The organism is Telluria sp. ZT3P26 (genome assembly GCF_059686035.1).
In genome coordinates this window covers 377,019-397,683 of the sequence record NZ_JCASII010000005.1, presented here as the reverse complement: position 1 = coordinate 397,683, position 20,665 = coordinate 377,019, and the positions used below count along the sequence as shown (strand labels likewise).

Sequence of the window (20,665 nt, the reverse complement as noted above, 5' to 3'; positions counted from 1 at the left end):
ATTACCCAGATGGGCAACGCCTATGGTTTCAGTTGGTGTGCAACTGTTATATAGGCGACTCAGCGTGTTTTCCAATTCTGAGTTGCAATATCAGACATCAGCTTCGTGAATGTCAGTCGAGCTGCCTGTCTAGCCAGGCGCGTATCCCGTCAAGTGAACGGAATTCGGTCACCGAGCGACAAGCGATATTCTGGTTGCGGAACTGCAACATTTTTGACAGCGCGGCGCCTGGCCCCAGTTCGAGCGCGACGGTGACCCCGGTTTCGGTCATCGCGTCCATGCAGTCGCGCCAGCGGATCGGCTCGGCGATCTGGCGCGGCAGGTCCGCCAGCGCCTTGGCCACATCGAACACCGGTTCGGCCGTAATGCCGGACAGCACCGGGATCGCAGGTACGTGCCATCGCGCATCAGCCAGCAAGGCCGCGAACGCTGCGACCGCGCCCGCCAGCAGCGGCGTATGCGATGCGACGGCGACCGGCAGCACCGTGGCATGGCCACCGGCGGCAACTGCCGCCCTGGCCAGTTCCTCGCGCTGCGCGGCTGGACCGCCGGCCACCAGCGCATCGTCACCGGTCACGATCGCCGGATAAAAACCGGCGCTGGCCAACAAGCCTTCAACGGTCCCGGACGGCATGCCGGACAGCGCCACCATGCCCTGCGCCGCGCCATCGACCAAGCAGGCATCCATCAGGCGCGCCCGCTCGATGGCCAGCTTGATCACGTCTTCCGGTGCCAGCGCCCCGGCCACACCATAGGCCGACAACTCGCCGATGCTGTAGCCTGCCACCAGCGCCGGCGTTGCGATCGTGTCCTGCAGTGCGCGCCACATGGATAAAGTGGCGGCGACGATCGCCGGTTGTGCGATGCGGTTCGTGAAGCGCTCTTCACCAAGGCCGGCCTGCAGCGTTGGGCTCAGCGCCGGATCGGCGCGCCATTCCTCAAGCAGCCGGCTGGCGGCAGGATCCGTGCGCGCCATGTCGAACATGGCCGGATGCTGCGCGCCCTGCCCCGGACACAGGATGGCCAGGCGCCCCGCCATCAGCGCGTCGCCACCGCGTGCACGAGGCACACGGCGCCCAGCAGATCGGCCGCGCCGCCCGGCGACAGCCGCGCTGCCACGAAGGTGCGGTGGCTGGCCAGCGCCCGCGCTTCCCAGTCGGGCGCCGCCGTGCCGCCGCGCGCGACGAAAGCACGCGCCTGGCGCCGCACCGTCAAGGCGCCTTCGACGCCGCCACGGTGGTAGACATTGGTGTCGCTGATGTGAGCCATCAACGCAAACAGTGCATCGATGCGGGCTTCGCGCATGCCGCGCCCCGCTGCCAGTGTTTGGTGCAGCGCCGGCAGACCCACATCGAACACCGATGGAAAGCCAAGCGCGCCTTCTTCACGCGCGCCGCTCGCTGCGTAGCGCAGCACGGCGCGGGCGCCGTGCGAAACAGGCTCGCCGTTGACAATGCTGTGCGCCCCCAGCGCCTGGCCCCAGCAGGCGCGCAGCAGTTCGCCGATGCGCGCCGGGGTCAAGGCGTCACCACGCGCCCGGCAGCGACCGATGGCCGCGCACAGCATGCCCAGGCAAAAGATCGCGCCACGGTGGGTATTGATGCCGCCAGTCGCGCGCAGCATCCGCACTTCGGCGTCGATCCCCAGTTGTCTTAAAGCGTGGAACGGGGCGTCCAGCATGCCGGCACGCGTGATGTCGCCGAAGTAGCGCCGCAGCGCAAACATGCTGCGCACGAAGGTGGCGGCCGTCATGTCGGTATGGCTGCCGTTGTCGATCTTCGAGACGAGGCCCGGCTTCGGATACAGCACCAGTTCCGCATACAGGCTGCGCACGGCCACGCGCGCGATGCGCTGGCAAAAGGCGCGCTCGCCGGCATCGGCGCGTTCGGGCCGGCCAGCCAGGCGTGTCGTCTGTACGCGGTTCAGGTCATCCATGTTCTTCCTCCAGCGTGGCCATCAATGCTTCGGGCAGGACCAGCGCGATGCGGTCCAGCCCTTTCGTCAACACGCGCGTGCCCGGCGCACCGGCAAACGCCGCGCGCAATTCTTTCCACGCGACGGCGCGGCCGTCGGGGAACACCACTTCGCCATCGAGCGGCAGGATACCCGCATGCCACGACAGCAGATCGAGCCCGATCATCAGCTGGCGCCGCGTCTGCGGCTGCAGCAGCACGTCGATATCGGACAACGGCGTCAGATAATACTGGCCCGTGAGCGCAGCCAGCGCCACCGAGCCATATACGCTGAGGCTCACGCCGGCATCGGCCGCCTGGCGTTCGAGTGCTTCCAGGCCTTCACGCCACTGCGCCGGCACGGCATCAAGTGCACCCACGAGCGGCAAGGCGCGCGTGCGCCGGCCGATATCGGACATCTCGACCGCGCAGCCGAATTTGAGTTTGCCGCCATCTTCAGGCCGTGGCGGCAACGGGAACCCGATCGCCACTTCGCCCGGCAGCATGCCGGCTTCGGTGCGCCGCACGACCGCCGGCCAGCCGCCGTCACGCCAGCGATCCAGCGCAGACAGTGCGGCCTGCGGCGCGCCCGAGCGCACGCGCTGCCAGCCGCGGCTCGTCAGCCAGACCAGGTCATGCCGGGCGAACATCGCTGCCCACCCTGACCGCCTGCGCCACCGGATGCGCCATCAGGCGGCCGCCCCGCGCCAAGCCGAGCGCCATGCGTCCGTCCTCGGCCTTGGCATCGGCCAGCGCGCGCACCAGTTCACCGGCCAGATCGCCATCCCAGATGCCGTGCAGCCCACCCATGCGCAGGTAGTTTTCCGGCCCAGGTGCGAACACGGGATTGTCCTTGGCCAGCTCGGTCAGGCGTTCCTCGGGCACCTTCGTGATGCGCGCCATCGCCGGCAAGCCCATCACGCGGATGGTCGCCTGGGGCAGCGCATAACACGCGCTGGCAATCAGGCCACTGGTGATGAAGCCACCCGACAGCGCCTGGTCGTACACGAGGCCGATCACCGTGTGGCCTTCGCGCCGCGCCAGGTCCACGCACTTGCCCAGATGGGCCATGTAGCTGTTGATGCCCAACATCTCGTCGCGGTGGCGCAGGCGCTGGCCTTGCGTGTCGACCAGGATCAGGATCGGGCGCCCCGGATGCTCGCGTACCGTCCGCAAGATCGCCTGGGCCTGGGCCAGCGCGATCTCGATGCCGATCGGGGTGTGGCCGGTGGTGCCGATGACAGCCACCGGCTTGCCATCGACCTGCGCACTGCCGCTTAAAAAATTGTCGGCTTCGGTGATGGTATGCCCGTCGGGGAACAATTGTGCTGCTACGTTCTGCCAATCCATCATCGTTCTCCCAGCGTGGGCGTGGCGCGGTGCTGCGTCGCCAGTGTGAGGAAGGCGTCGGGTTCCAGCATCGGCACCCGCGCCGGGTCAGCAATGCCCAGCCCCTTCCAGATATCCATTGGTTCGGTGAGGCCCTGCGTGTCATGCAGGCGCCGTTCGAGCATCGCCTGCTCGGCCAGCAGGCCGTCGAGCGTCAACGGCGCGCCGCCCACCGGGATGTCCGCGATGGCCTCGAGCGCCGCAGCGCGCAGCGCCTCGGTGTCGTCTTCCACCAGCACCTGGCAGTCGCCCAGCAGGTAGCGGTGCTTGCCGCCCGTCGTGCGCCACACCAGCGCGCGGTCGCGCGAATCGAATTCTTCCACGCCGTTGGCAGTCTCGATGACTTCGGGACCCGACATCGCCAGACGCCCTTCTTCGGACATGATGACGGTATTGGCGCAGCGCGCCGCGATGCCCATGCCGCCAAAGCACCCGTTGGCGCCACCGACCACCGCGATCACCGGGATGCCGGCCGCGCGCACGTCGAGCATCGCGCGCATGACTTCCGACACGGCGATCAGGCCCGCATTGGCTTCGTGCAGCCGCACGCCGCCCGATTCGAGCAGCAGCACGACAGCGTGCGCCCGCTCGTCGATCGCACGTTGCAGCATGCCTACCAGCTTGGCGCCGTGGACTTCGCCCACCGCGCCGCCCATGAAGCCGCCCTCCTGCGCCGCGCCAAACACGACCTGGCCACCGAGCTTGCCGCGGCCGACGACGACGCCATCGTCGAACGACACCGCCGCATCGAGCTGCGCCAGGTGCGGACTGACGATGCGCATTGACGGCGGCAGAAATTCTTCAAAACTGCCGGCATCGAACATCGCCGGAATGCGCTGGCGCGCCGTGAGTTCCTGGTAGCTGCTCATGGCGCGCCTCCGGGCAGATCGGCAATGGATTCGACCGCCTGGTCCAGGCGCAGGCTCACGACGGCCGGCGTGGCGCCCATGTCGTTGACGCTCACGCGCGCGTCGGCCAGACTCCAGCGCGCGTGGAAGTCGGCCATGACGGCCTGCCAGGTGGCGCCGAAACCGACAGCCGCCGTGCGCACTTCGATCTCGCACGCGCCTTTCAGGTGCGCCGGTTCGATCATGATCTCGAGATTGCCCGATCCCACCACGCCCACCAGTTGCGGCATGCCGCTCAATGGGCGCTGCCCGCCTTCGAAACGATAGTTCAGCGTTTCCATGATGTTGTTCCTTACCAGTTCCTGAAGCGCTTCGGCGGGTCGTACAGCCCGCCCGATGCGCGCACCAGGCCCTTCATGTTCTTGGCGGCCAGCAGGTCGCGGGTCGCCATACGTTTGTCGATGCCGAGATCTTCGGGCCGGCGGATGATGCCCCGGTCGCGCAGATTCTCGACCATGCGCTTGTCGCGCGCCATGCCCACCGGCGTGTAGCCGGCCACGCCGCGGATCGCCTGTTCGCGCTCTTCGTCCGTGCGGCACAGCAGCAGGTTGGCGATGCCTTCCTCGGTCAGGATGTGACTGACGTCGTCACCATAAATCATCACGGGCGGAATCGCCATGCCAGCCTGCTCGGCCAGTTGCCAGGCGTCGAGCTTATCGACGAAGGCCGGCGCCATGTGTTCGCGGAAGGTCTCGACCATCTGCACCACCAGCTTCTGTCCGCGCGGGATCACGTTGCGGCCCGCGCGCGCCTCTTCGCCGGCCTTCAGCCAGGCCTTGCTCGGATGGCGCCGGCCCCGCGCATCGGCGCCCATGTTCGGCGCGCCGCCAAAGCCCGCGATGCGCCCCAGCGTGGCGGTCGACGAATTGCCCTGCAAGTCGATCTGCAGCGTCGAGCCGATGAACAGGTCGCACGCGTAGTGCCCGGCCGCCTGCGAAAAGGCGCGGTTGCTGCGCATCGAGCCGTCCGGCCCCACGAAGAACACGTCGGGGCGCGCGCGGATATAGTTTTCCATCCCCAGTTCGGAGCCGAACGAGTGCACCGACTCGACGAAGCCCGCTTCGATCGCCGGGATCAGCGCCGGATGCGGGTTCAGCGCCCAGTGACGGGCGATCTTGCCTTTCAGACCCAGGCTGGCCGCGTAGGTTGGCAGCAGCAGTTCGATGGCGGCCGTGTCGAAGCCGATGCCGTGGTTCAGGCGCTCGATCTCGTACTCGGCATAGATGCCCTTAATGGCCATCATCGCCATCAGCACCTGGATCTCGGAGATCAGGGCCGGATCGCGCGTGAACAACGGCTCGATGTAATACGGCGTGGGCGACTGCACGACGTAGCCGACCCAGTCGCCGGGGATGTCGATGCGGGGCAGTTTGTCAACGATCTGGTTCACCTGCGCGATGACGATGCCGCTCTTGAAGGCGGTCGCTTCAACGATAGCCGGCGTGTCTTCGGTATTCGGGCCGGTGTACAGATTGCCGTCGCGGTCAGCCATCTCGGCGGCCACCAGCGCCACGCGCGGCGTCAGGTCGATGAAGTAGCGGGCGAACAGCTCGAGGTAGGTGTGGATCGCGCCAATATTGAGCTTGCCCGACTGCGCCAGCTTGGCCAGGCGCCCGGCCTGCGGGCCCGAGAACGAGAAATCGAGTTTCGACGCGATCCCCTTTTCGAACACGTCCAGGTGTTCCGGCAGCGACAGCACCGACAGCAGCATGTGCAGGTCATGCACGCGCGCCGTATCGACGCGCGTCAGGGCCTTGCCAAGGAAGTCAGCCTGCTTCTGGTTGTTGCCTTCGAGGCAGACGCGGTCGCCCGGTTCGAGCACCGCGTGCAGCAGCTCGACGATGTGCGAGGCCTGGACGACTTTGCCGTCGAGCGCACCGCCAAGGGCGGCGCCGGCGCGGGCCAGGCGCTCGCTGCGGTTACGTTGCTGGCCGGTCCAGCGGCCTTCAGCATGATTCATGATAGTTCCTAAAATTTGCGTGGCCTTACAACACCACGAACAGCAGCCATACGACGATCGGTGCCACCAGCGTCACGATACCGCCATAGATCATCAGCTGGCGCAGGAATACGTCGCGGTCGATGCCCTGGGCACTGGCCAGCACGAGTGCGCCATTGGTCGAGAACGGGCTGACGTCGACGATGGTCGAGGCGACGGCCATGGCAGCGATGAAGCCGATGGCATCGACACCCGTGCCCGATGCCAGGAATGGCACGGCCAGCGGAATGAGCGAACCCAGCACCGCGGTCGAGGACGCAAAGGCCGAGACGATGGCGCCGACGAACAGCAGCAGCAAGGCCACCATCAGTGGCGAAGTCAGGCTGGCGACGCTGTCGCCAACCCAGGTGATCGTGCCCATCTTCTGCATCACGCCGACATACGTGCTCACGCCGACGATCAGCATGATCTCGGGCCACGACACCTGGCCGATGGCGCGCTTTTGCACCTGCGGCGACAGGATCGAAATCAACAGGCCGATGGTCAGGGCAACGAAGCCGATATCGAGCTTGTACAGCAGCGTGAGCACGGCCAGCGCGACCAGGCCGACAACGGTGAACATCTGGTGGAAGGTCGGACCGGCATGCAGGTCGATGTCGCCGGTGCCCAGGCCCGAACCGGGGCCGCCGTTGCCGACGGCGCCGACGGCGGCAGTCGAACGCTGCGCGGTGAGGCGCTCTTCGCTGCCGGTTTCATTCTCGGCGTCGCCGTAGATCTGCGGACCTTGCGCTGCAACTGCCACCGGTGGCGTAAATGGCGTCATCGGACGGATGCCGGCGCCGGACTTCGGCATTTCCTGGCGCATCAGCTTGGCGCCGCCGAACACGAAGAACAGGATGATCGACACGGCCAGGTTCACGCCCAGGCTGGTGAAGGCGGTGGTCAGCGGCGAAATCGGCAGGCCGGCTTCCATGACGACCTTGTTGGTGATGCCGCCGTAGATGCTGATCGGCGAGAAGCCGCCGCCCTGCGCGCCGTGGATGACCAGGAGGCCCATCATCAGCGGATTGATCTTGTACTTGGCGGCAAAGCCCAGCGCGATCGGGGCGATGATCGCCACCGCGGCCGGGCTGACGGCGCCGACCGAGGTCAGCAGCGCCGTGACCGCGAACATGACCCAGGGAATGGCGGCGATGCGCCCGCCAACGGCCCGTACGGCCAGTCTGACCAGCCAGTCGATGGTGCCATTGTTCTGGGCCTGGGCGAACAGGAAGGTGATGCCGACCAGGGTCAGGAACAGCTCGGCCGGGTAGCCGGACATGATGGCCTTGGTCTCCATGCTGAAGACAAGGGTGCCGACCAGGAAGGCGCCGACAAACGCGATGACGCCCATATTGATGGGCATGGCGGTGGCGACGATGAACATGAGCGCCAGAACGCAGATTGCAATGACATGAGAGGACACAGGGTGGCTCCTACGAGGTGCGGCGACCGGTTCCACCCGGCGCGTCGCTGGTGATACGTCTCCAATGCATGGCCTGTCGCCATCGCCTCCTCGGACCGTGGTCTCGGGAGCTTTGCGGGGCCGGCCATGCTCTTTTGTTATGCAGGTTGTGCGGCCAAGGTAAACCCGATTGCTGCCGAGATCAATTACGCTGGGGTGGCAACGTTTACTGTCAGCGGAAGTGTTACATTCCTGTCTTGGCAGAATTGAGAACAAAGAACCGGAGAACAAGTTGACAACGAGTGCGACCCCGACATCCAGCAAGACACCCAGCGTGTTCGACACCGTTGCCCGCTGCGTCCTGGTGACTGGCGCCACGGGTTTCGTGGGCCAGCACCTGGTGCGCGCCCTGCTGCAGGACGGCCACCAGGTGATCGCCCTGACCCGCGACGTGGGGCGCGCTGCGACGCTGTTCGGTGGCCGGGTACGCGCCATCGCCGCGATGGATGATCTGCCGCCTGACCACCAGGTCGACATCGTCGTCAACCTGGCCGGCGCCCGGATCCTGGGCCAGCGCTGGACCGACGCGCGCAAGGCTGTGCTGCGCCAGAGCCGCGTCGCACTGACTGAAAAAGTGGTCGACTGGATTGGCCGCGCCAGTCACAAGCCGCGGCTGTTGCTGTCGGCATCGGCGATCGGCTACTACGGCATCCAGCGCATTGGCGACGACGCCAAGCTCGACGAAGCAGCGCCGCCGCAGCCGATGTTCATGTCGGACCTGTGCCGCGAGTGGGAAGCGGCCGCGGCCGGCGCTGTGCGCCACGGCGTGCAGGTCGAGTGCATGCGCTTCGGCCTGGTGCTGGGCGAGCAAGGCGCGCTGCCGATGATGCTGCTGCCGATCCGGCTGGGCATCGGCGGCCGGCTGGGCAGCGGCCGCCAGTGGCTGTCGTGGATCCACATCGACGATCTGGTCGCGGGCATCGCCCACCGCTGGAAGCAGGCGCTGAATGACCGGTCTGCGCCGACGTCTGGTGCGACCAACTTCACTGCGCCGATCGCGGTGTCGCAACTGGAATTCAGCCAGGCGGCTGCGCGCGTCTGGAAACGGCCATGCGTGATCCCGACGCCCGGTTGGCCGATGCGCCTGGCGCTGGGCGAGCAGGCTGATTTGCTGCTCGAAGGCCAGCGTGTGGTGCCGCTGCGGTTCGCCCGTGAAGGGTTCGAGTTCACCTATCCGGCGCTGGAAGCGGCGCTGCGCAGCCTGAAGTAACGGCGCTGCCAGGGCCCCGGGGCCTGTCAGTCAGGTCCGGATTCCGGTATCATTCGGCATGCTCAGTTTTCCTTTTCAACCGTTTATTATTGGCGTCGCGGGCGGTAGCGGCAGTGGCAAGTCCACGGTGTCCAGGCAAGTGTTGTCCACGTTCGGCACCGAAATGGTCTCGGTCGTGATGCAGGACGATTATTACTGCGACCAGACGCATCTCAGCCCCGAAGTACGCACCCAGCAGAATTACGATCATCCGCAGGCGTTCGAGTGGTCGCTGCTGGTGCAGCACGTTCAGGCACTGCGCCGGGGCGAGTCGATCGACATGCCCGAGTACGACTTCACGCTGCACAACCGCTCGGACCGCACCATCCGGGTCAAGCCGGCCCCGGTCATCGTCATCGAAGGCCTGTTCGCCCTGTATGACCCCGCACTGTGCGACATGATGTCGCTGAAGATCTTCGTCGACACCGCATCCGACATCCGCTTCATCCGCCGCATGCAGCGCGACATCACGGAGCGCGGCCGCTCGGTGGAAAGCGTCATCAGCCAGTACCTGGACACCGTGCGCCCGATGCACAAGCAATTCATCGAGCCGACCAAGCGCAATGCCGATGTCATCATCCCGCACGGGGCGAACAATCCGGCGGTCGACATGATCACCACGAAGGTCGCCAGCGTCATCAACCAGCTGAAGCGTTCGTGAAGCTGGCCGGGCGCTGATCCGCACTGGCATCAGCGCCAACGGGGTCAGCCCGCTGGCGTGCGGTGTTTCAGCATCCGGCACACCGCCGCCAGCGCCAGCAGGTTTGGATCCCGTTCACGCACGCGCAGGAAGCTCAGGCCGATCGTCTGGCGCATCAGGTAGTCGCTCTTGAGCGGGATCAGTTCTACCTTGTCGCCGAACGCGTGGCGCACGCGGCCCGGCAGCAGCGTGTAGCCGATCCCCGCCCCCACCAGGTTCATCAGCGAGAAGATATCGCCCACGCGCGTGACGATCGTCGGTGCATAGCCGGCGATGCGGAATGCTTCCTGGAACCCGCTGAAGGTCACGAAACCATCCTTCAGGCAGACGAATTTTTCGTCTGCGCATGCGCGCAGATCTACCTCGGCCATCCCCGCATACGGCGAGCCGGCCGGCGCCGCAAAGAAAACCTCGTCCTCGAACAGCGCGATCGATTCGATATCCGGATCGGGTTCGGGCACCGCCATCAGCGCCGCATCGATCGCATTCTGCTTGAGCTTGTGCAGCAGATCCGCGTTCGAGCCCAGTACCAGTTCGGTTTCCAGTTCCTGCTTGCGCAGCTTGATGCCGATGATGACATCGGGGATCGTGCCGGTCGTCAGCGAATACAGCGAGCCGATCTTCAGATGATCGGCTGAATAACCGGCGGCCGAGCGCGTCGCTGCGATGCCGTCCGCCATCAGCCGCACCACTTCGCGGCTCACGTCTGCCAGCACCTGCGCGGCGTCGTTGGGAATCAGGTTGCGCCCCTGCAGACTGAACAGCTGACAACTCATCCCGTCCTCCAGCGAATGCAACGCGCGGTGCACGCTCACGGCGCTGATGTCGAGCATGCGGGCGGCGGCGTTCAGGTTGCCGCCTTCCATGTACGCCAGCAGGATCTCGAGCTTGCGGAAGGTGATGTCGTCGCTGATCTGGCTGCGCATGAGGGCCCTCGTGAAATGGATACGGTACGAGGATACATGAAGCGCCCGCCCGGGTCTCCATCGCCAGGCGCCGGCTCAGTCTGGTGAGACGGCGCGCATCCGTCCGACCATCTGTTGCATCGCCGCCATTCAAACTGCGTATTCATCAGAGCGCTTGTTGATACGCAAGGCGACGCATGGTGCGCTCGGGCACATTCCCCCATTGAGCGACACATTCACCGTGGCGACGAACAACAAGGAGACAGGCATGCGTCCGATCAGAAAGATGAAGCTGCTGCATCCGTCCACGTGCGCGTTGCTCGCCGCGTGCAGTAGCGCCATCGGCGCCGTCCACGCGCAGGAAGCGACGGGCATCCCGGCAGCGGGCAGCACCGACGAGAACATGTCGCGGGTGGTCGTCACCGCCCGCCGGCGCGAAGAGTCGCTGCAGGACGTGCCGGTATCGGTCACCGCGTTCTCCGCCGACCAGCTGTCCAAACAGGCGCTGCCCGACGTGACTGCGCTCGCGCTGTCGCTGCCCAACACCACGCTCAAGGCGTCGCGCGCCACCAACAGCACGCTCACGGCGTTCATCCGCGGCGTCGGCCAGGCCGACCCGCTGGCCGGCTTCGAGTCGGGCGTGGGCATCTACATCGACGACATTTACCTGGCCCGGCCGCAGGCCGCCGTGGCCGACATCTACGACGTCGAGCGCATCGAGGTGCTGCGCGGCCCACAGGGCACGCTGTATGGCCGCAACACGATCGGCGGCGCGCTCAAGTACGTGACGCGCAAGCTCGCGCCGCAGCGCGACGTGCGCGTGCGCGCCACATTCGGCGACTATGGCCAGCGGGATGGCGTGCTCACGGCCAGCACGCCGCTGTCCGACACGGCGCGCATCGGCGGCACCTTTGCCCGCTTCACGCGCGACGGCTTCGGCGCCAACCTCACCACCGGCAAAGGCAACTACGACAAGGACGTCACGGCCGGCCGGGTCTCGGCCGAGTTCACGCCGACCCCGGACCTGTTCGTCCGCCTGGCCGGCGACATCACGCAGGACGATTCCAACCCCAAGAACGGCCATCGCCTGATCGTCGGCCGCACGGGCGGCGCGCCGATCCTGGACGACGTGTTCGACACGCGCGGCAACCTGACAAAAGTACTGGGCCGCGACCAGGAAGTGCGCTCGTACGGCGGCTCGGTGACGGTCGACTACACCGTCGACAGCGCATGGCGCCTGAAGTCGATCACCGCCGCGCGCCGCGACAAATCGTGGGCACCGATCGACTTCGACGCCCTGCCCGTCGTCGACATGGAAGTGCCGGCGCTGTACACCAACCGCCAGTTCAGCCAGGAGCTGCAGGTGACCTATACCGGCGCGCGCCTGCAGGGCGTGGCCGGCGTGTACTACATGGACGCCAATGCCTTCAACCAGTTCGACACGCTGCTGGCCGGCGCGGTACCCACGTCGACCTTCACGCTGGGCGACATCGACACGCAAGCCTGGGCCGCCTACGTCGACGGCAGCTACACGATCGCCGATGGCGTGAACCTGTCGCTGGGCGGGCGCTACACGGTCGACAAGCGCGAAGGCGACGTGCTGCGCCAGATCTATTTCGGTCTGGCCGGCTCGCCCGCCATGGGCAACCCGAACGCGATCCTGTTTCGCACCGACACCGACCTGCGCGGCGGCCTGCTCGAGCGCACGGACAAGAAATTCACGCCTCGCGTGGCACTGAGCTGGAAGGTCAACGACGCCCACAACCTGTACGCGTCGTATGCCGAAGGCTTCAAGGGCGGCGGATTCGATCCGCGTCTGAACGTGGTGGGCACGCGCATCCCGATCGCCACCGCGCGCGCCGGCTATGCGCCGGAAACCATCGAGACAACGGAGCTGGGCCTGAAGTCGGCCTTCCATGGTGGGCGGATCACGACCAATCTTGCCGTGTTCCACAGCGATTACCAGGACGTGCAGATTCCCGGCTCGGTCGCCATCGACACCAACGGCGACGGGCGCGATGACAGCTTCGCCGGCGTGACGACCAACGCCGGCAAGGCCCGGATCAAGGGCGTCGAACTCGAGGCGGTCGCCAACTTCACGCCCAGCTTCATGGTGGCCGGGATGTACAGCTATATCGACGCCAAGTATAGAGAGTACATCGTGGCCAACGTCAACGTGGCCGGCCAGCGCACGTTCCAGAACACGCCGAAGAATTCGGCGAATCTGCGCGCCAGCTACGACATCCCGCTCCCGCTCATGGGCCACAACGGGCGCGTGTCGCTGATTGGCAGCTACGCGTTCAAGGGCGCTACCAGCCAGTTCGAAACCGCATCGATCCTCGACCAGGACTCGTACCGGATCTGGGACGCCAGCATCGTCTGGACCCGCGCCGACGGCAAGCTGCGCGCCGGCCTGCATGGCAAGAACCTGGGCGACGAGCACTATAAAACAGCCGGCTACCTGTTCCCGACGCTGGGTAACGAAGGCACGCTGACCGCGTTCTACGGCAACCCGCGCACGGTGTCGGCAACGCTCGAACTGCGCTTCTGAACCGCAGCCACGGCCAAGCCTGACCACACATCACGAGGAGACCGCATGCCCCATCCGATCCGATCCTTCGCCTTCCTGCTGCTGGCGGTGTTCGCCCTGGGCGCCGCGCCCCACGCTGGCGCGCAGGGCAAGGCGTTCAGGGTGGCCCTCATCGCCGGCAAGACGGGCGCGCTCGAGACCTATGCGCGCGAAACCGAGAACGGCTTCATGCTCGGCCTCGAGTACCTGACCAAAGGGACGATGGCCATCAACGGCCGCGCCATCAAGGTGTACGTCAAGGACGACCAGGGCAAGCCCGATCTGGGGCGCACGCTGCTGGCCGAGGCGTATGGCGACGACCGCGTCGACATCGCCGTGGGCACCACCTCGTCCGCGTCGGCGCTGGCCATGCTGCCAGTGGCGAAGGAGTATAAAAAAATCCTGATCATCGAGCCGGCCGTGGCCGATGCAATCACGGGCGACAAGTGGAACAAGTACATCTTTCGCACGGCGCGCAGTTCGATGCAGGATGCGCTGGCCGCCGCCAGCACGCTCAAAAGCGGCAGCGTGGCCTTCCTGGCGCAGGATTACGCGTTCGGACGCGATGCGATCAAGGCCGGCAAGGAAGCGTTGACCGCCACCGGCAGCAAGGCCAGCGTCATCCACGAAGAGTATGCGCCGCTGGCCACGACCGACTTTACGGCATCGGCGCAGCGTCTGTTCGATGCACTCAAGGACAAGCCGCAGCCGCGCGTGCTGGCCATCGTCTGGGCCGGCCCCAGCCCGATGAACAAGATCGCCGCCATGAAACCGGAACGCTATGGCATCGCGCTGGCGCCGGGTGGCAATATCCTGCCCGTGATGCAAACGTGGAAGGCCCATGCCGGCACCGAAGGCACCATCCATTACTACTATGATTTCCCGAAGAATCCGATGAACGACTGGCTGGTGGCGCAGCACATGAAGCGCTTTACCACACCGCCCGACATGTTCACGGCCGGTGGCATGGCCGCCGCCAGCGCGGTCGTTGCCGCGCTGGGCAAGGTGCCGGATGGCGATGGCGACCGGATGATCGCGGCGATGGAAGGGATGCGCTTCGAGACACCGAAGGGCGCCATGGTGTTTCGCAACCAGGACCACCAGGCGCTCCAGCCGATGTACCACTTTCGCATCAGGAAGGACCAGAAAAACGAATGGGACCTGCTCGAACTGGTGCGCGAGATCCCGGCCGGCGCGATGCCGCTGCCGGTGCGGAACAGGCGCTGACATGGCGACTGACATCGGGCGCGCTGCGCCGTCCCTGTCCACGCGCGGCCTGACGATCCGCTTCGGCGGGCACCTGGCCGTCAACGCCGTCACGGCCGATTTTTACCCCGGCACCCTCACCGTGATCGTCGGCCCCAACGGCGCCGGCAAGACCACATGGTTCAACCTGATCTCGGGCCAGATGCGCGCGAGCGCCGGCAGCGTGCACCTGCATGGCCGCGACATCACGCGCCTGGGCGCAGCGCAGCGCACACGCCTTGGCATCGGCCGCGCGTTCCAGCTCACCAACCTGTTTCCGCTATTGTCCGTGATCGAGAACGTGCGGCTGGCGGTGCAGAGCCGCGCCGGCATCGGCCTGGATTTCTTCTCGGTCTGCGCCGGCGACAAAACGCTCGTCGACCGCGCCGACTACTACCTCGAACGCGTGGCATTGGCCGCGCGGCGCGACCTGCTGGTGGGGGCGCTGTCACACGGCGACCAGCGCAAGCTCGAAGTGGCGATCCTGCTGGCGCTGCAACCGTCCGTGATGATGTTCGACGAGCCCACCGCCGGCATGAGCGTGGACGACGTGCCGGTCGTGCTCGACCTGATCCGCGACGTGAAGGACGACGCCGCCCGCACCGTGCTGCTGGTCGAGCACAAGATGGACGTCGTGCGCCAGCTGGCCGACCGCATCGTCGTGCTGCACAACGGCGCGCTGGTGGCCGATGGCAAGCCGGGCGAGGTGATGGCATCCACCATCGTACAAGAGGCTTATCTTGGAACGTCCGACACCGAACATGCTCGCGCCTGATCCCGCGGCGCGCCAGCCGCTGCTGCGGCTGGCCGGCGTGCACACGCACATCGGCCAGTACCACATCCTGCAGGGCGTCGACCTGCAGGTGGCGCGCGGCGAACTGGCCGTGCTGCTGGGCCGCAACGGCGCCGGCAAGACGACGACATTGCGCACGATCATGGGCCTGTGGCGCGCCAGCAGCGGCAGCATCCACTTCGATGGCCACGACATCACGCACCTGGCCACGCCAGCGATCGCGCGCGCCGGCATCGCGTACGTGCCCGAGAACATGGCCGTCTTCTCCGCGCTGACGGTGCGCGAGAACCTGGTGCTGGCCGCGCGCGACGGCCCGCCCGACGCCGCGCGCGTCGACTGGATCTGCGGTTTCTTCCCGGCGCTGCGCACGTTCTGGCAGCGCCCGGCCGGAACACTGTCCGGTGGCCAGAAGCAGATGGTGGCGATCGCGCGCGCGATGGTCGAACCGCGCACGCTGCTGCTGGTCGATGAGCCGACCAAGGGCCTGGCGCCCGCCATCGTCCAGTCCCTGATGGCGGCGTTTCGCGAACTCAAGACGCAGGGCACGACGATCCTGCTGGTCGAGCAGAACGTCCAGGTCGTGCGCGCGCTGGGCGACACGGCCAGCGTGATGGACGACGGCCGCGTGGTCCATGCCGGCCCGATGGCCGTGCTGGCCGGTGACGCCGCGCTCCAGCAGCGCCTGCTGGGACTGTCCGTCGACATTCAACCATAGGAACGCCCATGTCCATCGCCCCCACCGCACCGTCGGCCGCGGTTCAACTGCCGGCCACCCGTCGCGACATCGCGCCGCTGCTGCTCGTGCCGCTGCTGATGCTGGCCATGCTGCCGCTGGTGGGCAACCTGGCCAACTGGCTCACCTTGAGCGTCGCGGGCCTTGCGATGGGCATGATGATCTTCATCATGGCCAGCGGCCTGACGCTCGTGTTCGGGTTGATGAACGTGATCAATTTCGGCCATGGCGCGTTCATCGCGGTGGGCGCGTTTTCTGCCACCCTCGTGCTGCTGCCGCTGCGCGGCTGGCTCGAAATCGATTCGCTCACCGTCAACCTGGGCGTGCTGGCGCTGGCGATCGTGGTCGCCATGCTCGTCACGGGGCTGCTCGGCTGGGCCTTCGAGCGCCTGATCATCCAGCCGGTCTACGGCCAGCACCTCAAGCAGATCCTGGTCACGATGGGCGGCATGATCGTGGCCGAGCAGCTGATCCACGTCGTCTGGGGCGCCGGGACGATCGCCGTGCCACTGCCCGCAGCCCTGCGCGGTGCGCTCCTGCTGGGCGACGCGGCCATCGACAAGTACCGCCTGGTGGCGGTAGCAGTCGGGCTGATGGTGTTCGTCGCGATGTACCTGATCCTGAACCGCACGAAGATCGGCCTGCTCGTGCGCGCCGGCGTCGAGCACGGCGAGATGGTGGAGGCGCTTGGCTACCGCATCCGGCGCCTGTTCGTGCTCGTGTTCGCGGCCGGGGCGAGCCTGGCCGGCCTGGGCGGTGCGATGTGGGGCCTGTACAAGGAAACCCTGACGGCGGCCATGGGCGGCGAAATCATGGTGATGCTGTTCATCGTCATCATCATCGGCGGCCTCGGCTCGGTCGGCGGCTGCTTCATCGGCGCGCTGCTCATCGCGCTGGTGGCCAATTACGCGGGCTTCCTGGCGCCCGGGGTCGCGCTGGTCTCCAGCATCGTGCTGATGGTATCGGTACTGCTGTGGCGGCCCGCCGGGCTGTATGCGACGGGACGGGGCTGAGCATGCTGCGGCAACTGTTATCGGGCGACTTGCCGCGCGGCCGCATCCTCACGGCGCTGCTGGTCACGATCCTGCTCGGACTCGCACTGGCGCCATTTCTGACCTCGGGTGCGCGGCCACTCAATACGGCAGCCACGATCTGCGTGTATATCGTGCTGGTAGCGTCCTATGACCTGCTGCTGGGGTATACGGGCATCGTCTCGTTCGCCCACACGATGTTCTACGGGATCGGCGCGTATGGCGTCGGGCTCGCGCTGGCGCGCGCCGACGAGCCGGCCTGGGGCGTCGTCATGGCGGGCCTGGGCCTGGCGCTGCTGCTCTCCCTCGTGCTGGCGCTGGTGGTCGGCCTGATCGCGCTGCGTGTGCAAGCCATCTTCTACGCGATGATCACGCTGGCCGTGGCCTCGTCGTTTGCGGTGCTGGCGTCGCAACTGTCCGACTTCACCGGCGGCGAGGATGGTGTCACGTTCAGCGTGCCGCACGTGCTTTCTCCTGCCTGTCGGCTGGTCGACCACGAGGTATTCGGACGCCAGCTCGATGGCCGGCTGCTCACCTATTACATCGTGTTCGGCGGCTGCCTGCTGCTGTTCCTGTTCCTGCTGCGGCTGGTCAATTCGCCGTTCGGGCGGGTGCTGCAGGCCATCCGTGAAAACCCGTTTCGCGCCGAGGCGCTGGGCTACCGCACGATGGTGTACCGGATCTGGGCCAATGTCCTGGCAGCGCTGACGGCGAGCCTGGCCGGCGCGCTGATGGCGCTGTGGCTGCGCTACGTCGGTCCGAAGACGTCGCTGGGCTTCGAGGTCATGACCGACATCCTGCTGATCGTCGTGATCGGCGGCATGGGGACGATGTATGGCGCGGTGGTGGGCGCGACGCTGTTCATCCTGGCCCAGAACTATCTGCGCGACTGGATGGCGCATGGCGCTGCCGCACTGGACGGCGTGCCGGTCCTGGCCGCCGCCCTGCACCCGGATCGCTGGATGCTGTGGCTGGGGGTGCTGTTCATCCTGTCCATTTACTGGTTTCCGGTCGGGATCGTTGGCAGGCTGCGGCTGCGGGCGTGGCTGGCGCAGCGCTTTTAGCGTTAAGAACATTCCATTCGCAAACACGACCTCGGCGCCTGTTTTTGGTTCGCCCTCCCCCTTTGCGGCACGCCGGCCACGTGACGTGGATGCCCCAACGTACCGCAATAACGCAGCGCCCGCCGTTTCTATGATGAAGCCTCGATCCACGACGCGATGCCTCATCATGCAACGACTCAATTACATGCTGGCAGCGGCAGCGGCCCCGTCCGCCTGCGCGCCACTGGCCACGCAGGCAGCCGGTATCGAGGTACTCAGCGAAGATTTCGGCAACCTGGCCGACGCCCCCGGCTGGGTCCGCATCAACCGCAGCATCCCGCCCGGTGCGCCGTGGTGCCAGGGCGCCCCCGATATCTTCCCCGCCCAGGCTGGCTCACCCGGCGCCTATGCGGCCGCAAGCTGCCGCAGCGCCGCCCACGGCGTCGGCCTCGTTGACAACTGGCTGATCACGCCCGCGCTCACGCTCAGCGGCCCCACCACGCTGTCGTTCTTCACCAGCCGCGAACGCGTCGACGGCTTCGACGACCTGCTCGAAGTGCGCTTCGGCCGCGGCAACGGCACCGCTGCCGCGTCCTTCCATACGCTGCTGGCCAGCATCGGCGGCGCCACCGACTTCCCCGCACAATGGCAGCCGTGGCACCTCCACCTGACGGTGGACGGCACAGGCCGCTTCGCGTTCCGGTACGTGGGCGACGCGGCCAGGCTGAGCCACGTCGGGCTCGACACGGTGCGCGTCGTCACGCACCTGCCGGAACCGACCAGCCGGCTGCTGCTGGCCGACGGCCTGGGCGTGCTCGGCCTGCTGCGTCGCCACGAACGTCATTGACGTAAAAAAGCCGGCGGTCCTTACGGGCCGCCGGCTTTCGGATACTGCACGCGCGCTGGCTTATGCCTGGGCGCCCTTGTTGTACGCTGCCACGCCGGCAACGATCTCGGCCTTGGCTTCATCGATGCCCGCCCAGCCTTCGATCTTGACCCATTTGCCCGCTTCGAGATCCTTGTAGTGCTCGAAGAAGTGCTGGATCTGCTTCAGGCGCAGCTCTTCCACGTCGTCGAGCGACTGGATTTTCTTGTACATCGGCAGCACTTTTTCGATCGGCACCGCGATGACTTTGGCATCGCCGCCGCCGTCGTCGGTCATCTTCAGCACGCCCAGCGCGCGGCAACGGACCACGACGCCTGGTGGCAGCGGGAACGGGGTGATGACCAGCACGTCGCATGGGTCACCGTCGTCGGCGATGGTTTGCGGCACGTAGCCGTAGTTGCACGGGTAGTGCATGGCCGTACCCATGAAACGGTCGACGAAGATCGCGCCCGTGTCCTTGTCGACTTCATACTTGACCGGATCGGAGTTCATCGGGATTTCGATGATGACGTTGAAGTCGTTCGGCACGTCTTTGCCGGCTGGGACGTTGTTCAGGCTCATGATGGGATCCTTGGTTGCTAAAGAGTCAAAATTAGTCCGCCATTATAGCGAAAGGCACGCGTTACAACACCGTGGCGAGTGCGCACTGGCGGTAATGCTTTGCCGCCAGCTCGTCCTGCCCCAGCGCTTCGTGCATCTGGGCCAGTTTCAGGTGCGCCTCACGCACCATCGACGCTTCGGTCGCGTCCGACAAGGCTTGCTCCAGATAGCGCTGGGCCTTGCCCCACAGTTTCTGTTTCAGGCACAGCGTGCCGAGCGTGAGCGCCAGTTCGGCGTCCTGCGGCCGTTCGCGGCGCCACGTTTCGCAGGCTTCGATCTGGGCCAGCAGCGATGGCGAACCGGCCGGGCTGGCCGCGTCGCGGTAGGCGCGCACGACCCGCTCGTCCCAGTTGGCCCTGAGCGACTCTTCGGCAATCGCGCGCGCTTCGTCGTGCAGGCCGCGCGCATTGAAGGCGCCGGCGGCGCGCGCCGCCACGTACGGCACCGTGCGGTCCTGCAGCGGGACCGTGGCCCAGGTCCAGCGGATCGATTCGGCGTCGTGGTCGTCTTCGCCCAGCAGCGCTTCGTAGGCCATTTCGCGCAGGCGCCGGGCCAGGGCCGGATGCAGCGCATTGCGCTTGTCGAGGATGCGCACCAGGCGCAGTACCTCGGGCCAGTTGCGCGCCTGCTGGTTGGCCTTCATCGCCCACTGCAGCGCGTGAATATGGCGCTGGCCGCTGGCATTGAGTTCGGCCACCGCTTCGAGCGCCGCCTCGGGCCGGTGGTCGTCGACCAGCAGTTCGGTCAGCGTCATCAGGCGCGCCGTCTTGAGCGTGGTGTCGTGCGAGATGCCAGCCAGCCAGGCGTCGCGCCGCGCCGGCTCGCGCATGCGGTGCGCCGCGCGCGCGCCGATCAGCGCTGCCAGGCCTGTGTTCTCGGGCAGGTCGGCAGCGCGCATCGCCGCTTTTTCGGCATGGCCGAAGCGGCCTTCGAACAGCGCCTTGAGCGCATCGCGCAAGCCCTTGTTGCCATCGCGCTCGCGGCGGCGCTGGCGGTATGCCGCCACCCGCTGGGGCATGCGCGCCGTCGCATAGAAGGTGCGCACCAGCACGTACAGCGTGGCGAACAGCAGCATCAGCACCACAACGAACAGGTTGAGCGACATGTCGATCCGGTGCGGTGGATAGAACAGCACCACGTTGCCCGGATTGAAGCGCGCCGTCACCGCGATGCCGATGGCCGCAGCCATCAACGCAACCAGCCAGATGAGTAAGCGCAT

At 66.5% G+C, this 20,665-nt stretch carries 20 protein-coding genes; 9 read left to right on the top strand and 11 right to left on the bottom strand.

The window, feature by feature from the left end:
• Window positions 1-112 precede the first annotated feature (112 nt).
• Genes AC56LN_RS18230 through AC56LN_RS18195 form a run of 8 tightly spaced genes read right to left on the bottom strand, consistent with a single transcriptional unit; the run spans window position 113 to window position 7,653 of the window.
• Entirely contained in the window at window positions 113-1,069 is a 957-nt protein-coding gene (locus tag AC56LN_RS18230; RefSeq protein ID WP_499573839.1) for an ACP S-malonyltransferase, read from the bottom strand.
• Complete coding sequence (gene mdcB / locus AC56LN_RS18225) at window positions 1,039-1,935, bottom strand: triphosphoribosyl-dephospho-CoA synthase MdcB (protein ID WP_499573837.1); 897 nt, start codon at window positions 1,933-1,935, stop codon at window positions 1,039-1,041. Before mdcB ends, AC56LN_RS18230 begins: the two co-directional genes overlap by 31 nt.
• The gene (gene mdcG, locus AC56LN_RS18220; protein WP_499573836.1) at window positions 1,928-2,602 is read right to left on the bottom strand and encodes a malonate decarboxylase holo-[acyl-carrier-protein] synthase; all 675 of its coding nucleotides are present in this window, start codon (window positions 2,600-2,602) and stop codon (window positions 1,928-1,930) included. The genes mdcB and mdcG overlap by 8 nt, the downstream gene beginning before the upstream one ends.
• A complete protein-coding gene (gene mdcE / locus AC56LN_RS18215) occupies window positions 2,586-3,302 on the bottom strand; it encodes a biotin-independent malonate decarboxylase subunit gamma (RefSeq protein ID WP_499573973.1) in 717 nt (238 codons plus the stop codon). Before mdcE ends, mdcG begins: the two co-directional genes overlap by 17 nt.
• A complete protein-coding gene (locus tag AC56LN_RS18210; protein ID WP_499573834.1) occupies window positions 3,302-4,210 on the bottom strand; it encodes a biotin-independent malonate decarboxylase subunit beta in 909 nt (302 codons plus the stop codon). Before AC56LN_RS18210 ends, mdcE begins: the two co-directional genes overlap by 1 nt.
• Window positions 4,207-4,530: a malonate decarboxylase acyl carrier protein gene (gene mdcC / locus AC56LN_RS18205; protein WP_499573832.1), complete on the bottom strand. Its 324-nt coding sequence runs from the start codon at window positions 4,528-4,530 to the stop codon at window positions 4,207-4,209. Before mdcC ends, AC56LN_RS18210 begins: the two co-directional genes overlap by 4 nt.
• Before the next feature lie 11 nt (window positions 4,531-4,541).
• A complete protein-coding gene (gene mdcA / locus AC56LN_RS18200) occupies window positions 4,542-6,209 on the bottom strand; it encodes a malonate decarboxylase subunit alpha (RefSeq protein ID WP_183550846.1) in 1,668 nt (555 codons plus the stop codon).
• 25 nt (window positions 6,210-6,234) lie between these two features.
• Window positions 6,235-7,653, bottom strand: a complete 1,419-nt coding sequence (locus AC56LN_RS18195) for an SLC13 family permease (RefSeq protein ID WP_499573830.1) — start codon at window positions 7,651-7,653, stop codon at window positions 6,235-6,237.
• Window positions 7,654-7,924: 271 nt separating this feature from the next.
• On the opposite strand from AC56LN_RS18195, the gene AC56LN_RS18190 reads away from it, so the two are divergent.
• On the top strand, window positions 7,925-8,902 hold the full coding sequence (locus AC56LN_RS18190) for a TIGR01777 family oxidoreductase (protein ID WP_499573829.1): 978 nt from the start codon (window positions 7,925-7,927) through the stop codon (window positions 8,900-8,902).
• Window positions 8,903-8,960: 58 nt separating this feature from the next.
• Window positions 8,961-9,602 (top strand): uridine kinase, encoded by a 642-nt coding sequence (gene udk, locus AC56LN_RS18185; RefSeq protein ID WP_183550835.1) that lies wholly within the window; start codon window positions 8,961-8,963, stop codon window positions 9,600-9,602.
• Between the two features lie 44 nt (window positions 9,603-9,646).
• Here udk and AC56LN_RS18180 read toward each other — a convergent pair whose 3' ends face one another.
• The gene (locus tag AC56LN_RS18180) at window positions 9,647-10,567 is read right to left on the bottom strand and encodes a LysR family transcriptional regulator (RefSeq protein WP_499573827.1); all 921 of its coding nucleotides are present in this window, start codon (window positions 10,565-10,567) and stop codon (window positions 9,647-9,649) included.
• A gap of 247 nt (window positions 10,568-10,814) precedes the next feature.
• On the opposite strand from AC56LN_RS18180, the gene AC56LN_RS18175 reads away from it, so the two are divergent.
• From AC56LN_RS18175 to AC56LN_RS18145, 7 genes are all read left to right on the top strand, one after another.
• Complete coding sequence (locus AC56LN_RS18175) at window positions 10,815-13,097, top strand: TonB-dependent receptor (protein WP_499573826.1); 2,283 nt, start codon at window positions 10,815-10,817, stop codon at window positions 13,095-13,097.
• 45 nt (window positions 13,098-13,142) lie between these two features.
• Window positions 13,143-14,342, top strand: coding sequence for a substrate-binding domain-containing protein (locus AC56LN_RS18170; protein ID WP_499573825.1), 1,200 nt, complete (start codon window positions 13,143-13,145; stop codon window positions 14,340-14,342).
• A gap of 1 nt (window position 14,343) precedes the next feature.
• The gene (locus AC56LN_RS18165) at window positions 14,344-15,135 is read left to right on the top strand and encodes an ABC transporter ATP-binding protein (protein WP_499573823.1); all 792 of its coding nucleotides are present in this window, start codon (window positions 14,344-14,346) and stop codon (window positions 15,133-15,135) included.
• Window positions 15,122-15,868 carry an ABC transporter ATP-binding protein gene (locus AC56LN_RS18160; RefSeq protein ID WP_499573970.1) on the top strand — a complete coding sequence of 249 codons (747 nt, stop codon included), beginning with the start codon at window positions 15,122-15,124 and terminating at the stop codon, window positions 15,866-15,868. Before AC56LN_RS18165 ends, AC56LN_RS18160 begins: the two co-directional genes overlap by 14 nt.
• An 8-nt stretch (window positions 15,869-15,876) precedes the next feature.
• Window positions 15,877-16,899, top strand: a complete 1,023-nt coding sequence (locus tag AC56LN_RS18155) for a branched-chain amino acid ABC transporter permease (protein WP_499573822.1) — start codon at window positions 15,877-15,879, stop codon at window positions 16,897-16,899.
• 2 nt (window positions 16,900-16,901) lie between these two features.
• Window positions 16,902-17,981 carry a branched-chain amino acid ABC transporter permease gene (locus AC56LN_RS18150; protein WP_499573820.1) on the top strand — a complete coding sequence of 360 codons (1,080 nt, stop codon included), beginning with the start codon at window positions 16,902-16,904 and terminating at the stop codon, window positions 17,979-17,981.
• 166 nt (window positions 17,982-18,147) lie between these two features.
• Window positions 18,148-18,807: a choice-of-anchor J domain-containing protein gene (locus AC56LN_RS18145; protein ID WP_499573818.1), complete on the top strand. Its 660-nt coding sequence runs from the start codon at window positions 18,148-18,150 to the stop codon at window positions 18,805-18,807.
• A gap of 60 nt (window positions 18,808-18,867) precedes the next feature.
• Here the strand turns inward: AC56LN_RS18145 and ppa are convergent, their stop codons facing one another.
• Both ppa and AC56LN_RS18135 read right to left on the bottom strand, forming a co-directional pair.
• Window positions 18,868-19,407: an inorganic diphosphatase gene (gene ppa / locus AC56LN_RS18140; RefSeq protein WP_183550812.1), complete on the bottom strand. Its 540-nt coding sequence runs from the start codon at window positions 19,405-19,407 to the stop codon at window positions 18,868-18,870.
• A gap of 61 nt (window positions 19,408-19,468) precedes the next feature.
• Window positions 19,469-20,665 carry a heme biosynthesis protein HemY gene (locus AC56LN_RS18135; RefSeq protein WP_499573816.1) on the bottom strand — a complete coding sequence of 399 codons (1,197 nt, stop codon included), beginning with the start codon at window positions 20,663-20,665 and terminating at the stop codon, window positions 19,469-19,471.